The organism is Dehalococcoidia bacterium, assembly GCA_030648205.1.
Classification (GTDB): Bacteria; Chloroflexota; Dehalococcoidia; order JAUSIH01; family JAUSIH01; genus JAUSIH01.
On record JAUSIH010000020.1, the window covers coordinates 1 to 15,191 of the forward strand.

General features: G+C 65.1%; 16 protein-coding genes. 8 read left to right on the forward strand and 8 right to left on the reverse strand.

The genetic code is table 11. The annotated features are described in order from the left end of the window. The coding region (locus Q7T26_02220; protein ID MDO8530972.1) for an AIR synthase related protein at nt 1–359 on the reverse strand (359 nt) is incomplete at its 3' end. Between the two features lie 120 nt (nt 360–479). Here Q7T26_02220 and Q7T26_02225 point away from each other — a divergent pair. The 3 genes from Q7T26_02225 (at nt 480) to Q7T26_02235 (ending at nt 2,994) form a co-directional block, all read left to right on the forward strand. After that, nucleotides 480–785 carry a hypothetical protein gene (locus Q7T26_02225; protein MDO8530973.1) on the forward strand — a complete coding sequence of 102 codons (306 nt, stop codon included), beginning with the start codon at nt 480–482 and terminating at the stop codon, nt 783–785. Nucleotides 786–792: 7 nt separating this feature from the next. Continuing rightward, nucleotides 793–1,527, forward strand: a complete 735-nt coding sequence (locus Q7T26_02230) for a metallophosphoesterase family protein (protein ID MDO8530974.1) — start codon at nt 793–795, stop codon at nt 1,525–1,527. A 138-nt stretch (nt 1,528–1,665) separates the two neighbouring features. Next, complete coding sequence (locus Q7T26_02235) at nt 1,666–2,994, forward strand: hypothetical protein (GenBank protein MDO8530975.1); 1,329 nt, start codon at nt 1,666–1,668, stop codon at nt 2,992–2,994. Nucleotides 2,995–3,079: 85 nt separating this feature from the next. Here Q7T26_02235 and Q7T26_02240 read toward each other — a convergent pair whose 3' ends face one another. Beyond that, entirely contained in the window at nt 3,080–4,312 is a 1,233-nt protein-coding gene (locus tag Q7T26_02240) for an MFS transporter (GenBank protein MDO8530976.1), read from the reverse strand. A 23-nt stretch (nt 4,313–4,335) separates the two neighbouring features. Further along, nucleotides 4,336–5,565 carry an MFS transporter gene (locus Q7T26_02245; GenBank protein MDO8530977.1) on the reverse strand — a complete coding sequence of 410 codons (1,230 nt, stop codon included), beginning with the start codon at nt 5,563–5,565 and terminating at the stop codon, nt 4,336–4,338. A 218-nt stretch (nt 5,566–5,783) separates the two neighbouring features. Here Q7T26_02245 and gcvT point away from each other — a divergent pair, with 218 nt between their 5' ends. The 4 genes from gcvT to gcvPB are packed head-to-tail and all read left to right on the forward strand — an operon-like array spanning nt 5,784 to nt 10,068. Then, the gene (gene gcvT, locus Q7T26_02250; GenBank protein MDO8530978.1) at nt 5,784–6,896 is read left to right on the forward strand and encodes a glycine cleavage system aminomethyltransferase GcvT; all 1,113 of its coding nucleotides are present in this window, start codon (nt 5,784–5,786) and stop codon (nt 6,894–6,896) included. Next, on the forward strand, nt 6,893–7,288 hold the full coding sequence (gene gcvH, locus Q7T26_02255) for a glycine cleavage system protein GcvH (GenBank protein MDO8530979.1): 396 nt from the start codon (nt 6,893–6,895) through the stop codon (nt 7,286–7,288). The genes gcvT and gcvH overlap by 4 nt, the downstream gene beginning before the upstream one ends. Before the next feature lie 3 nt (nt 7,289–7,291). Then, on the forward strand, nt 7,292–8,602 hold the full coding sequence (gcvPA, locus tag Q7T26_02260; GenBank protein MDO8530980.1) for an aminomethyl-transferring glycine dehydrogenase subunit GcvPA: 1,311 nt from the start codon (nt 7,292–7,294) through the stop codon (nt 8,600–8,602). A gap of 2 nt (nt 8,603–8,604) precedes the next feature. Further along, nucleotides 8,605–10,068, forward strand: coding sequence for an aminomethyl-transferring glycine dehydrogenase subunit GcvPB (gene gcvPB, locus Q7T26_02265; GenBank protein ID MDO8530981.1), 1,464 nt, complete (start codon nt 8,605–8,607; stop codon nt 10,066–10,068). A 115-nt stretch (nt 10,069–10,183) separates the two neighbouring features. Here gcvPB and Q7T26_02270 read toward each other — a convergent pair whose 3' ends face one another. Continuing rightward, nucleotides 10,184–10,942 carry a 50S ribosomal protein L25 gene (locus Q7T26_02270; protein ID MDO8530982.1) on the reverse strand — a complete coding sequence of 253 codons (759 nt, stop codon included), beginning with the start codon at nt 10,940–10,942 and terminating at the stop codon, nt 10,184–10,186. Nucleotides 10,943–11,037: 95 nt separating this feature from the next. Between Q7T26_02270 and Q7T26_02275 the strand changes: the two genes are divergently transcribed. Further along, nucleotides 11,038–11,505, forward strand: a complete 468-nt coding sequence (locus tag Q7T26_02275; protein MDO8530983.1) for a DUF2269 family protein — start codon at nt 11,038–11,040, stop codon at nt 11,503–11,505. Between the two features lie 61 nt (nt 11,506–11,566). On the opposite strand, the gene Q7T26_02280 is transcribed toward Q7T26_02275, so the two are convergent. The 4 genes from Q7T26_02280 to Q7T26_02295 form a co-directional block, all read right to left on the reverse strand. Then, nucleotides 11,567–12,619, reverse strand: a complete 1,053-nt coding sequence (locus tag Q7T26_02280; GenBank protein ID MDO8530984.1) for a hypothetical protein — start codon at nt 12,617–12,619, stop codon at nt 11,567–11,569. Nucleotides 12,620–12,941: 322 nt separating this feature from the next. Further along, the gene (locus Q7T26_02285) at nt 12,942–13,238 is read right to left on the reverse strand and encodes a hypothetical protein (protein MDO8530985.1); all 297 of its coding nucleotides are present in this window, start codon (nt 13,236–13,238) and stop codon (nt 12,942–12,944) included. Nucleotides 13,239–13,308: 70 nt separating this feature from the next. Next, the gene (locus Q7T26_02290) at nt 13,309–14,136 is read right to left on the reverse strand and encodes an ABC transporter permease (GenBank protein ID MDO8530986.1); all 828 of its coding nucleotides are present in this window, start codon (nt 14,134–14,136) and stop codon (nt 13,309–13,311) included. A gap of 76 nt (nt 14,137–14,212) precedes the next feature. Next, nucleotides 14,213–15,175, reverse strand: a complete 963-nt coding sequence (locus tag Q7T26_02295) for an ABC transporter permease (protein ID MDO8530987.1) — start codon at nt 15,173–15,175, stop codon at nt 14,213–14,215. Nucleotides 15,176–15,191: the final 16 nt, after the last annotated feature.

The following is a 15,191-nucleotide window of genomic DNA, read 5'->3' on the forward strand; positions in this document are numbered from 1 at the left end:
TCCGCCATATCCAGCATGCCCTCGTACAGCTCGTCCATCGCCGAGACGTCCGTATCGGCGGGCAGGCCGAGGGTGACGACGGCGTACCGGGGCACGCCGCCCATCGCGGCGATATCACTGACGTTGACCGCCAGCGCCTTCCAGCCCAGGTCGCGCCATGTGCCGACGCCCAACCGGAAATGCACGTCCTGCATCAGCGTGTCGGTGGTGAGCAGCTCAATGGCGTCGTCGGGACGCCATGCGGCGGCGTCGTCGCCAATGCCAATGACCAGGCGCGCGTTCCTCTGCCGTTCGTCGCGGGCAATGCGGTCGGCCAGCCGTTGAATGAGGCCAAACTCCCCGAGGCTCTGCACCTTCATAACACGTCAATTATACGGGCAGCACCTTCCCTGGAACAACGGCGGCTGGGCGATTGCCACGACGGGCCGCGCGCGGCGTACAATAGGTGATAAAGGCCGGGCTGTCCGAGGTATCGCGGTATGTATCATCAAAAGCCAAAGCCCACCCCCTGGTGGCTGGTAGAGCTATTTAACAACACCTTCGTGTACTGGATCCTGGGCGCGACTCACGGCGCATGGGTCGGGGCCATTCTGGGCGTCCTTGCGGGCGTTGCCGTGGGCGTTGAGGTGGCGAAGGCGGGCCTGACGGGCGCGGTGATCGGCATGCTGGTGGGCGCGATTACCGGCGCGCTGGCGGGCGTCATCCTGGGAGGGATTGGCGGAGCAACGTTCGGCGCCATGAAGGCCGGATACGTCATCATGCGCACGCGATGGTGGAGCCGCTAATAGCGCCATGCGCGTCCTCGTCGTGGCGGACGTTCACGGAAACCTGACCGCCTTCGAGACGGTCATCGCGGACGCCCGCCGCAGGGGCGGCTTCGACGCTATCGCCTGCGCGGGCGACATCGTGGGCTACGGGCCCGCGCCCGGTGAGTGCCTGGCGCTGCTGCGCTCCTTCCCGCACGTAGCGGTCGCCGGCAACCACGACTGGGGCGCCGTCGGCAAGGTCAACCTGCGCGACTTCAACCCGGCCGCCGCCGAAGTGTGCCGGTGGGCGGGCGCGCAACTGAACGCCGAGCAGCGGACGTACCTGGAGGACCTGCCCCTGACGACGACCGTAGGCGACCTCACCCTGGCGCACGGCAGCCCGCGGGACCCCGTCTGGGAGTACCTGGTCTCCGAGAGCGCCGCGCAGCAGTGCTTCCCCCTCTTCAGCACGCCCGCCTGCCTGGTGGGCCACTCGCATCTCCCGCTCCTGTTCGAGCAGCGGGCCGGCGGCTCGTGCAATGTTCGGCTACTGGAGCCCAACAAGACGGTCTCGCTCGAAGGGCGTCGCCTCATCTTCAATCCGGGCGGCGTCGGTCAGCCCCGCGACCGGGACCCACGGGCGGCGTACGCACTGTACGACCACAAGGCCCGCTCTCTCACCCACCACCGCGTCGCGTACGACGTAGCCGCCACGCAGGAGGCCATGCGTCTGCACCGCCTGCCGCAGTCCCTCATTGAGCGGCTGAGCCACGGCGTGTAGGACGGCGCGTCCGCCCCCTGGTCTCTCAGCGTCCGCAACCCCCATCTCACGCGGATTTGGGCCTCCCGCCATGCATCCGGCGCGGGGCGTACGGCGTATAACCAGGTGACATCCAAAAACTGAAGGAGGAAACCAACAATGTCAAAGCAACTCGCCATATTAGCCCTGCTGCTCGGGACCGCCATCGCCGTGTCCGCCTGCACCGCGGCACCCGCTCCCGCGCCACAACCACCCGCTCCGGCGGCCCAGGCACCAGCGCCCGCCGCGCAACCACCTGCGCCAGCGCCCGCAAAGCCCGCTGAGGTGGCGTCCACGACCTCGCCCACCGACGCGACGTCCATCATGGTGAGCAAGGACCCCACACTTGTGTCCATCATGACAGACGGCAAGGGCCGCGCGCTCTACCTGTTCACCAAGGACGAGAGGAACAAGTCGAACTGCGTGGATGCCTGCGCCCAGAACTGGCCGCCGCTCACCGTCAAGGGTGACGTCAAGGCCGGGGCTGGCGCCGGCGCCATGCCCGGGCTGATCGGCACCACCGCCCGCGCCGACGGCTCCACCCAGGTCACCTACAACGGCTGGCCGCTGTACTACTTCGCCAAGGACGAGAAGCCTGGCGACGTCAAGGGCCAGAACGTGGGCGCTGTCTGGTTCGCCCTCTCCATGGACGGAGCGCCTGTCCAGAACGCCGCGCCGGTCAAGACCGCGAAGAACGCCACACTGGGGACAGTTCTCGCCGAAGCCAGCGGCCGCACTCTGTACATTTACACCAAGGATGAGAGAAACAAGTCGAACTGCGCCGGAGCCTGCGCTCAGAACTGGCCTCCCCTGCTGACCAGCGGCGATCCCAAGGCCGGAGAGGGGTTGACGGCGGGACTCATCGGCACCACCGCCCGCGCCGACGGCTCCACCCAGGTCACCTACAACGGCTGGCCTCTCTACTACTTCGCCAGGGACGAGAAGCCCGGCGACGTCAAGGGCCAGAACGTGGGCGCTGTCTGGTTCGTGGCCAATACAGACGGCGCGTTTGTCCAGAACACCGCGCCGGTCAACATTGCAAAGAACGCAACGCTGGGGGCCGTCCTCGCGGACGCCAGCGGCCGCACGCTCTACCTGTTCGCCAAGGACGAGAAGAACAAGTCAACCTGCACCGGCGGTTGCGCGCAGACCTGGCCGCCGCTGCTGTCGAAGGACGCGCCGAAGGCGGGCGAGGGCGTGACAGCCGCGATGCTGGGCACGATCACCCGCGCCGACGGCTTCACTCAGGTCACCTACAACGGCTTGCCCCTGTATTACTTCGCCAGGGATGAGAAGCCAGGGGACGTCAAGGGCCAGAATGTGGGTGGCAACTGGTTCGTCGTCAATCCCGCGGGCGAAGCCATCAAGCCCGCCGCGGCGGCGGCTCCATCCGCGCCCGCCACGGCGCCGATGTCCGCGCCCGCATCGTCATCCAACTCCAGCTACTAGCGCATCCGCCCCGCGCGGCACGAGACCCCGAAGGAAAACCTTCGGGGTCTCGTTTTGCCCACCGGCAACCGTGCCATGAGTTAATCTAGTCATGAGCACCCACGGTATTCGCGCTCCGCCGCTGCTCGGTACTGAGTATCTTCCAGACTATCAGCCCCAGAACGATGAACAGCGCCGTGTCAGCGATGAAGATTGACCGCACGCCGAGCACGACGGTCATCGTACCGGCGACAAGCGCAGCCAGGCCGACGCCGAACGCATTGACACTCTGGGCCACACCGAATACCGCGCCCTGCTTCTCCCGTGGCACCGCGGCGCTGAGGAGCGTACTCGTCGCCGTCAGAAGCGTGCCCTGGCACAGGCCGACCGCCCCGAACAGGACTGCGGCCGCGACCGGCGACCTGAGCCACACCTGAAGAAGATACAGCGCGGCGGCGGCGAACGCCGCGACAAGCACCGCGAGATACAGGCTGTAGCCCCGGCTCAACCTTGCAACGGCCAGCGATGACACGGCGCTTGCCAGTCCAAACACGGACAGAGCGAGGCCCGCGAACGTGGCCGCTCCTTCGGCGACCATGTCCTGCATGTAGACAGCCATGATGGGCTGCACCATGAATGGACCGAAGTAGATAATCATCAACACGCCTAGCAAAGGCACCACTTTGGGCATGGTCAGGACGACGCGCATATTCCGTAGTGGATGGATGTGGCGGCCCTTCCCCTGCGGAGGCTCGAATCGCTCACGTACGAACAGCAGTACGACAAGAAAACCCATGAACGCCACGCCGGCAGCCAGAAAGAAGGGCGCACGGTATCCCAGGGCGTCGCCGACCATACCACCGGGCAGTGGACCGGCCATGCTGCCGAGAAACATCGCCATCTGCACGAGGCCAATCGCGAAGGCGATACGAGCGGACGGCGATTGAGACGCCGCCAGCGCGGATGAAGCCGCGGTGATGCCCGTCATGGCCCCGTAGATCGTCCGCAGCACTATGAGGACGGGAACGTTCGGCGAAAGGCCGACCAAACCCGCCATGACCGCGCCGCCCAACAAGGCCCGCAGCACCATCGTCCGGCGACCGAAGCGGTCGGCCAGCGCCCCCCACAGCGGACCGACGGCGAACGCGCCCAACCCTGTCGCGAACTGCGTGACGCCCGTCCAGAACGCCGCCTTGCTCGGCTCAGCCACGCCGAGCTGCTGGATAAAGAGGGGCAGAAGCGGGCTTGCCGCATTGAACGCAAAGGCGCCGAGAAACTGCGCCAGAGCCAGGGCATAGAGGCTCCGCTGCCAACTGGGGAGATGCTGCGTGGAACGCATGCTTTCCTTGCTCAACAAAGCTATCAGGCGCTGGCCTGCGTTCCCACGCGGTTTTTCGTTGTTCTCCTGTACATCCACCACGCCCCCAACCCCAGGAGGAAGTACATGCCCGCGTCCACCGCAAATATGGACCGTACGCCGAATGCAATGGTCAGCGTGCCCGCGGCCAGCGCCGCGACTCCCTGCGACAGCGCTCCCGCGCTCTGGGCCACGCCGAACACCGCGCCCTGGCGCTCGCGGGAGACAGATGCGCTGAGCAGGGAGTTGATGGACGTGAGGAGGCTGCCCTGACAGAGGCCCACCAGCCCGATCAGCAGCGCCGACTGGATGGCGGACTGCACCCAGAGTTGGGGCAGGAACAACACGGACGCGACGCACCCGGCTATGGCGACCACCAGCAGGAAGCGCTCGGCGTGACCCCATCGTCCGATGACCACGGATGAAAACGCGCTCGCAAGCCCCAGCAGCGATAGGGCCAGTCCGGCGGCCGTCGCGGCTCCTTCAGTGACCAGGCCCTGCATAAACACCGCCAGCACCGGCTGAAGCATGAAGGGCCCGAAGCGGATGATCATCAACATGCCCAGGAAAGGAATCACGTTCGTTATACCCAGGACCATGCGTACATTGTCTATCGGGCTCTGGTGCGAGCCAGACGTCTCAGCGAGCTTGAAGTCCTCTCGGACGAACAGTACCACTATCAGACACGCGACGACCAACGACACGCCCATTACGAAGAACGGTGCACGATATCCCAGCGCGTCCGCGATTATCCCGCCCGCCAGAGGGCCAGTCATGGAACCCAGGAAGAACGCCATCTGGATTAGTCCCACCGCGAACGGGATTCGGGAACGCGGCGCCTGAGAGGCTACCAACGCGGAGGTCGCCGTGCTCACGCCGGCGAGCACGCCGTGGATGGCGCGCATGGCGATCAAGACTCCCAGGCTGGGAGATAGTCCCGACAGGACGAGGATGCACGCGCCCCCGGCGGTCGAGCGCAGGACCATGGACTTCCGCCCATAGCGGTCCGCCAACGTCCCCCAAATCGGGGCGGCGAGAAAGGAGCCGAAACCGCTCGCAAACGTGGCCACGCCCGCCCAGAAGGCCGCTTCACTTGGATTCTTTATCCCCAGGTCCTGGATGAATAGCGGAAGAAGCGGGGTCACGCCGCTGAACGCCGCCGTGGAGAGGAATTGGGCGATGACCAGTGTATAAAGGTTGCGTTGCCAGCTCATCACGCCGCGCTTGCTAGTCACCAGGGCATTATAACCAATGTCAGGCAGGACAGAGAAGGCACATGACCCGCGCAGCGCTGTTCGTCCACGTATGCATCGTGCGAAAGGCATGGCCTGTGAGGGAACCGTTCCGCGCCGGTGCCGAGCGCTCGGCAAGCGCAAGGCGGGATCCACGCGCAACCCTCGACAGCGGCACTCCACGCGAGTAGAATAGTTTCGCAACAACGTCCGAGGTCCGTATGCCACCCGGATATAAGCGCACGCCGCTCTACACCGCCCACGTCAGCGCCAGCGCCAGGATGGTACCCTTCGCCGGATGGGAGATGCCTATCTCTTTCCCGTCCGGCATCATCGCCGAACACCGCGCAGTCCGCTCCTCCGCGGGCATCTTCGACGTGTCCCACATGGGCCGCCTGGAGTTGCGCGGCGCGATGGCAGGCGCTTTTCTGGACACCGTTTTGACCGCGGACATCCCGCGCCTGACCGAGGGCCGCGCCCGCTATACCTTCGTCCTCCGAGAGGACGGCGGCATCCTGGACGACTGCATCATCTACAAGCTGAAGCCGGAGCGGTTCCTCCTCATCTGCAACGCCTCCCGGCGCGACGAGGTGGTCGCCTGGCTCGTGGAGCGCTTTCCGTACCCGCCGCCCCAGTTCATTGACCGCACCGAGGGCACGGTGATGATCGCCTGCCAGGGACCGGCCGCGCGGGATCTCGTCGTCGGGCTGCTGGACTCGGACGTGGACGAGCTGATGCCCTACAGCAACAAGGAGATGGACGTGGGAGGCAGGCGCATCCTCGTCGCCCGCACCGGCTACACCGGCGAGGACGGGATGGAAATCATAGCGCCGGGAGAGATGAGCACCCTGCTGTGGGAGCGTCTGCGCCAGAAGGGCGCGACGCCCTGCGGCCTCGGCGCCCGCGACACCTTGCGGCTGGAGGCAGGCCTGCGCCTCTACGGCCAGGACATGGACACGTCCACCAACCCCCTTGAGGCTGGACTGGAGCGGTTCGTTGAGTTCTCCAAGGCCAGCTTCATTGGCCGGGAGGCCCTGCTGAATACAAGAGAGCGCGGCGTGGCCCGCAAGCTGGTTGGCCTGGAGATACTGGGACGCAGCATCCCGCGTCACGGCTACGCCATCCTGAGCGACGGCCAGCCCGTGGGCGCCGTCGCCAGCGGTAGCTACGCTCCCACCCTGGACAAGAATATCGCCATGGGATATGTGCCCACGGGATTGAGCGCGCCCGGCACAAAGCTCTGGGTGGACATCCGGGGCAAGCCCGTTGAGGCTGTCGTCGCTCACATGCCTTTTTATTCCCGGACGCGTCCGCTCGCGCCCGCGGGGAGGTGAACGTGTACCCTTCGGACCTGAAGTACAGCAAGGAGCACGAGTGGGTGCGCCTGGGCAACGACGGCGCCGCCGAGGTCGGCATCACCCAGTTTGCGCAGGAGCAGCTCGGCGACGTGGTGTACATTGACCTGCCCGCCGTGGGCGCGCACATAGAGCAGTTCAAAAAGATGGGTGAGATCGAGTCGGTCAAGGCCGTCTCCGAGGTTTTCGCCCCGGTGAGCGGCGAGGTCATGGCCATCAACCAGGAGCTTGTTCAAACGCCGGAGGCGGTGAACAAAGACCCCTACGGAAAGGGGTGGATGGTGCGCGTGCGCCTCAAGGACAAGGGCGAGGCCGCCCGGCTCATGGACGCCCGCGCCTACCAGGAGATGCTGGGGAAGGCAAAGCACTAGCCTATGCCCTCTCCCTACATCCCGAACACGGACGCCGACCGCCGCGCTCTGCTTGAGGCCATTGGCGCGCGCTCCGTGGACGAGCTTTTCGCCGATATCCCGCGCGCGCACCGCGACCCGGAGCTGCGCCTGCAGCCGCCGCTGTCGGAGGCGGAGCTGAAGCGCGAGCTTGCGGCCCTGGCGCGGCGGAACGCGGCCCCCGGCGAGTACGCCTGCTTCCTGGGGGCGGGCGCCTATCATCACTATATCCCCGCCATCGTCCCCTACCTCACCGGACGCGCGGAGTTCGCCACCTGCTACACCCCCTATCAGCCGGAGATCAGCCAGGGGACGCTCCAGGCCACCTACGAGTTCCAGTCGCTGGTCTGCCAGCTCACCGGCATGGAGGTGGCCAACGCCGGCATGTACGACGGCTCCACCGCTCTGGCGGAGGCCGCCCTGATGTCCTGCCGCATCACGGGCCGTAGCGCCATCGCTTACACGGACGCCCTGCACCCGCGCTACTTGGACGTGCTCCGCACGTACCTGGAGAGCCAAGGCCTCACGCTGGTCATGACCAGCGGCGCGTCGGCCCTGCCCCTGGATACGGCGGGCGTCATCGTCCAGAGCCCGAACTTCTATGGCTGCCTGGAGGACATGTCCACCGCGGCCCAGGCGGCCCACGCCGCGGGCGCGCTGCTGATCGCCGCATTCGACCCCATCGCACTGGGGATGTTCCGGCCGCCGGGCGACTTCGGCGCGGACATCGCGGTGGGCGAGGGCCAGCCGCTGGGTCTGGGCATGAGCTTCGGCGGACCGTACGTGGGCCTCTTCGCCACGCGCACGCAGCACCTGCGCCAGATGCCCGGTCGGCTGGTGGGCCGCGCGAAGGACTCGCAGGGGCGCGACGGCTTTGTCCTCACGCTGCAGACGCGGGAGCAGCACATCCGCCGCGAGCGCGCCACGTCCAACATCTGCACCAGCGAGTCGCTCATGGCCACCGCCGCCACCATCTACCTGGCCGCCCTGGGACGGCGCGGCCTCCGGCGCGTGGCCGAGTTGTGCTACCACAAGGCCCATTACACAGCGGAGCGCATCGCGGCACTCACGGGCTACACCCTGCCGGTCCGCGGGACATTCTTCCGGGAGTTCGTCATTCACTGTCCGGCGCCGCCGCACCTGATCAACCAGCGATTGCTGGAGCAGGGCATCATCGGCGGGCTGGACGTGAGCGACCGCTTCCCTAACGCCATGCTGCTGTGCGTGACAGAGATGACCACCCGCCAGGAGATAGACCGGCTGGTGGACGCGTTCCGCAAAGCGGGAGGGCGCTAGCCATGCCAGGACTGGAGCGCCGCCCCCTGCTCATGGACCAGAGCAAGCCCGGCCGCACTGGTTGCACCGTGCCCGCTCTGGACGTGCCGGAGTCGCCGCTGCCGCCCGCGGCCATGCTGCGCGACGACCTTCCCCTGCCGGAGGTGAGCGAGCGCGACATCGTCAGCTACTTCCACAGGCTGAGCCAGCTCAACTACTCGGTGGATGAAGGCTTCTACCCTCTTGGCTCCTGCACCATGAAGTACAACCCCAAGTGGCACGATGAGGTGGCCCGCCTGCCCGGCTTCGCGCAGGTGCATCCCTTGCAACCTGAGGAGACCGTCCAGGGCGCGCTCCAGATGATGTACGAGCTGCAACAGATGCTCGCCGAGATCCTGGGCATGCGCGCGGCGAGCCTGTGCCCCATGGCGGGCGCTCACGGCGAGCTGACGGGCATCATGATGGTCCGCGCCTATCACGTCTCCCGCGGCGACAAACGTCGGACGAAGATACTGGCGCCGGACTCTGCCCACGGGACGAACCCGGCCACGGCGGCCATGTGCGGCTTCCGCGTCGTAACAGTGCCATCGGACGGGCGGGGCGACATGGACCTGGCGGCGCTTCAGGCCTCCCTGGGGCCGGACATGGCCGGCCTCATGATAACCCTGCCCAGCACGCTCGGCCTCTTCGACCCGCACATCACGGAGATCACCGAGCGGGTGCACCGCGCGGGCGGGCTGGTGTACGGCGACGGCGCAAACCTGAACGCCATCCTGGGCAAAGTGAAGCTGGGCGCTCTCGGCTTCGACGTGGTGCACACCAACCTGCACAAGACTTTCACCACGCCGCACGGCGGCGGCGGTCCGGGCTCAGGGCCCGTGGCTGTGGGGGAACGCCTGACGCCCTTCCTGCCGACACCCCACGTGGCGCACCGGCGCGATGAACACGGCGAGCGGTACGTGTTCGTGAGGCCGGAGAAGTCCATCGGGCGGATTGGCGCGTTCCAGGGCAACTTCGGGATGCTGGTGCGGGCCTACTGCTACATCCGCCAACTGGGCGCGCCCGGCCTGCGGGAGGTCGCGGAGAACGCCGTCCTGAACGCCAACTACCTCCTGGCGAGGCTGAAGGACGCCTACCACCTGCCCTACGACCGCCGCTGCATGCACGAGGTTATCCTGTCGGCGTCCCGGCAAAAGGCCAGGGGCGTCCGCGCCCTGGACATCGCCAAGCGGCTCATTGACTACGGCTTCCATCCGCCGACCATGTACTTCCCGCTGGTCGTGGACGAGGCGCTGATGATCGAGCCGACGGAGACGGAGAGCGTGGAGACGCTGGACGCCTTTGTGGAGGCGATGCTCGCCATCGCCCGCGAGGCGGAGCAGGACCCTGAAGTAGTGCGGAGCGCGCCCCACAAAGCGCCCATCACGCGCCTGGACGAGGCCACCGCCGCGCGCAAGCCCGACCTGCGCTGGCAGCCGCGGAGCTAGACGGGCCGCCGTCCGCAGCACGGCGGCGTCTTCAGCCCAAAGCAAAGGCCCCCTTCTTGAAAGAAGGGGGCCTTTTGGTCTCCAGAGAAACGGGAAAAGCTGGCCGACGGGGCGCCTACTTCTTTTCGCCCTTGGCGGGAGCAGCACCCTTGGCGGGAGCAGCGCCCTTGACCGGAGCACCACCCTTGGCCGCCTCGGCTTTACCGGCTTCGCCCTTGGCGGCGCCGGCTTCGGCGGCGGGAGCGCCTTCAGCAGCCTCAGCGCCCTCGGCAGGCACCTCAGCCTTGACTTCCTCCTCCGCCCGCTCAAAGTGGATGGCGGCTACCACGGCATCAGGGTCTGTACGGACGCTGATGTTGGGACTCAAGCGGATGTCCATCACGCGAATGACCTGGCCGATCTCCGCCAGCCCGGATACATCCACCACCACCTGGCGCGGCAGGTCGAGAGGCAGGCACTCCACCTCCAGCAACTGAAGGGGCCGCGTCAGGACGCCGCCCGGCAGCTTGGCCGCCGGAGCTTCGCCTGTCAGGACAATGGGAATGCTCATGCGGACCTTCTCCGTCAGGCTGACCTGGCGAAGGTCCACGTGGACGATGGAGCTTGTCACAGGGTCACGCTGGAGACCCGACACGAACGCTAGGTGCTTTTCCGCGTCGCCTTCCACCACCACGGACACAGGCGCGCTGCGGCCCACCTTGGCCAGCACCTTTTGAAGTACGGCTGTCTCCACTTCCACGGACAGGGAGGCAATGCCACTACCGTAGAGGCGCGCGGGCGTGAGGCCCTGGCGGCGCAAAAACCGGACGCGCTTGCCGAGGGCGTGGCGGACGCGCGCGGGGAGCTGGACCTGGTCTGCTGCTGAGGTAGTCATCGGTTCATTCCTGACGAGTAATCTGGTACAATCAACCCACAAACACCCATTATATCCACATTGGCTCCCACAGACAAGCGCAAGGAGGAACTGACATGGGAGACGTCCTCCGGTTCCTGCACCTGGTCACCGCGCTCTGGTTTTCCGCGGGAGTCGGCCTCCAGATGGTCGTTCTTGCCCAGGGCGCCCGCGCCAAAGACCTCACGGTGGTGGCTTTTTCGTTCGGCCTGGCCCAACGCGCGCAGAAGGTATTCATCATACCCGCCCTGCTGGTCCTGGGGCTGACCGGCGGCCTGACCATGATTGCGCTGGGCGTGAGCGGCAGAAAAGTGTGGATCATGCTCTCCGTCGCGCTGACGCTCCTGCTGCTCCTGGTGGACGTCCTCTACCTGCAGCCGCACCTGGCGGAGGCCGAGAAGACCGCCCGCGAGGCTGTAGCAAGGGGCAAGCTGACGCCGCGCCTCTCCATGTGCGTGCAGGACCGCCGACGCGGCGCCGTCAGCCACGGAATGGCATTGGTCCTCGTCGTCATCGTCGCCCTGATGGCCTTCCAGCCTTTCTAAAATGGGAGTTGCTCTCCGAGGGCACAAGCTACATCGCTTGCGTTCACCCCTCGTGTGACGTCTATCGGGGCTTGGCGGGCCACGCGACGGGTCGCATCACGGAGCGCGTATCACCGAAAGTCGGCATGACCGTCGTGTGGTAGTCTTCCGGCCCTCCCGCAACGAGGACAATGATGTCCTCGGCCTTTTTCGCAGGCTTTGCCAGTCCGGCGACGACGTTGCCTTTCGTCGTCCGTTCCGCCCGCCTGTTCATTTTGGCCTCGAGACCCTGGACGGGAATTCCAGCCTTCTCATAGATTCCTGCCTTAACCGCGGCTTTCGTGTAGCCCTCATCGGCGAGACGTATGGCGAGGCCTACGCTCGCGATAATCACCGGCTCACCACCGCCAAGCTGAATATCGTTATGACCAATGTTTGAAAGGCTCTGCGCCAAGCACTCCAGCAGGTAGGGCGTCTTCATTTTGCCCAAGTTCAGGCTTATCGTCCCCTGGACAGCGACAACCGTGATCGCGCTGGCGCCTCTGGCAAAGCCCCGTTCAACGTGGTATGGCTCCCATGGACTCTGTGCCTCAGCCTCACCCAGACAGCATGTGTACTTCCCGGGAAACCCCAGAATCGCCTTGTCCACCTCCTCCGGCACGCCGCCGCCAATGTTCAGGAGCAGCAGCCGGACGGCTCTGCCCAGCGTCGCGTTCGCGCGGTTTCCTGGGCCAAGGGCGTTACGCCCCGTATTCATTTTCAGGTCCTGGACTACGGGCCCGTTCACGATGACAAAGGGGCAACAAGGACTTGTCGTGGACTGGACGCCATCCAGATTGAAGGCTGGGTCAGCAAGGGCCTCCACTATCGCCAGAATGACGGGCATGTATTCCGGCATGCAGCCAGCCATGACGGCCTGGGCCGCAATCTTTTCCACGGTGGCCAGGCCCTTTTTCGGCCCGAGCACACCAACGATATCGGAACCCTGTCGCGAAGAACCATTGACCATTAGCTGCACGCGCTCCTCGGTCGGCGGGACCACGGGCAGCCCATCTGTCCAGCCCTGGGCATAGGCATATTCGTTCACAGCCTCGAATGATGCGGGTAGCTCGATGACTCGCGGTCTGGACGTCATGTCGTTCTCCGAAAAAGAGCCGCTTTATCTGGATGACTCAAACGGATGCTTCCCTGGGTCACGAAGTGATCGGCGGCTTCGCCGGTGCGCTCAAGCGATTCCGCACGTCGGGAAGGAGTTTCTCCGCCAAGGCGCGCAGGTCCGCCGGACTTCGCACCTCAACGTCCGCGGGCAGCACGAGCAACGTGAGGTTGGGGACTCCCCGCGCCCGCATAATAGATGTGGCAAGAGACACGAAGCGTTCAGTTACGAGCGTCACTGTGGGGACCCCGCGCTGCTCCAGCTCAACGCTGTCGTGGATACTCCACGTTGTGCAGGCGCCTCAGTTCCCCAGGCCGTTGATGACAAAATCACTGTCGCGCGCCAAATCGTCGAGCATCGCCTTCGGGGCGCCGATGCCGTCGCTTCTCTTCTCACAGAGGAGCGCCTGACTCACATCATCCCGCTGCTGCAGCAAGTCACGAAAGGCTGGCAGCAGGGTGTCCATGCTCCTCCAGCCGTTGTCCAGCAAGCCGATGCGTTTGCCACGCAACGTGTCGATACGCGGGGCCAGACTCGCCGGCTGACCACGTGTATCGACATCTGCAATGGGATCAACGATACGCCATGTGGCTGTCATACATCCCTCCTTCTACCGTAGAGAGGCTACGCATGTCCGAATGCAAGGAGACGCGGTGGGTACTACAACATCATTGACCCCGCAGGCGCGGGTCCATCTCGTCGCGCAGCGCGTCTCCCAGCATGTTAGCTGCGAAAACCGCCGTGGCGATTGCAACGCCGGGGGCAATGGTGAGCCACGGTGCGTCAAGCACGAATGTGCGGCCTGAGCCGGATAGCATCCCTCCCCATGTCGGGTTCGGCGGAGGAACCCCCACACCAAGAAAGCTGAGGCTCGCCTCCGTGATGATGGCCTGGGCGAGCTGAGCCGTCACAATAACAACGAACGGGCTGACCGCGCTGGGCGCCACGTGGTGAAAGATGATACGGAACCTGCTGCACCCAATGGCTTTTGCCGCGTCCACAAAGGGGGTTGCGGATATGGCAATGGCGCTCGCCCGCACGACGCGATTGATCCGTGGCGTGATGACCGTGGCAATTGCCAATGTCACGATCAGCAGGGACGGCCCGAACACGGCCACGATCGCAAGCCCCAGCACCAGAGTCGGGAGGGCCATCATGGAGTCCATGAAACGCTGGATAACATCATCCGCCCAGCCGCCTACGTATGCGCCGACCAGTCCCAGTGTGCCTCCTATGACGCCACCAATCGCCACGGAGCTGAAGCCCACGGCAACCGTAATACGCGCGCCCCAGATAAGGCGGCTCAACACATCTCGGCCTGACTGGTCCGTGCCCAGTAGATGGCTCCACGACGGGGGCTGGCGCAGGACGCTTGCATCCATGACAACCGGGTCGTAAGCCGCCACGATGGGAGCCGCGACAGCGAGGACCAAATAGCCAAGCACAACAAGCGCACCCAGCGCACCCAGGGGCTTGCGCGCAAAGAACTTACCCACCCATCTTAGAGCGCCATGGGACTGGGTCCTCAGTGCGCCCCGCTTTTCCAGTGCTGACGTATAACCCATGCGTCTTTCAGCGAACTGATACTCTGGGATCCAGAAGGCCATACGCCACATCTATGAGCAGGTTAACCAGCAGCACTGACACACCAATGAGAAGGATGAGGCCCTGGACGATGAAAATATCGCGCTGGACGACAGCTTCAACCAGCGCATTCCCGAGCCCGGGGAGGACGAATATGCGTTCAACGATGACCGCGCCGCTCATGAGGACGGCGAACAGAACGCCCACCAGCGCCACGATCGGCAGGAGAGCGTTGCGGAGGGCGTGTCGCAAGATCACGACCCGCTCCGCGAGGCCTTTCGACCGGGCCGTTCGCACGTAGTCCTCGCGCATGGTCTCCAGCATCTGGGCACGCGTCATGCGCGTGATGTACGCAGCGAAGGCGTAGCCAAGCACCAGCGAAGGCCAGATGAACTGAGATAGATTACCCAATGGGTCTTTCCAGAAAGACTCAACGAAAAACGAGGGCGGTAGCCAGTCAAAGATTGTAGCAAGGCCCAAGATCAGCAGGGTGCCCGTCCAAAAGGTCGGCATGGACAGCCCGGCGACGCTGGCGATACGCGCCAGGTGGTCAATCCAAGTGTCTCTGTAGATTGCGGCAATCACACCCAGCGGAACGCCCACGATAATAGCGATAAGTGTGGAGAGCAGCGCCACCTCCATGGTGACCATGCCGGTGCGGCCCACAATGTCCCAAACGGTCTCGTCCCGGTAAAGCGAGCCGCCCAGGTCGCCGCGTAGGGCTCGCGCAAGCCAGTCCACATATTGCACGGTGACGGGCTGGTCCAATCCAAGTTTACCGCGCACAACGCGCGCATCCTCTTCTGAGACTCGTCCGCCTTCAGCGCCTCCCCCAAGGATCGTCGTGGTGACATCGCCGGGCATCACGCGCAATAGCGCAAATATGAAAATGGACAAGAACAGGATGCTTGGCACGACCTGTGCAAGCCTTGTGACAACATGTCGCCGCATGCCTTTGCTCTTCAGT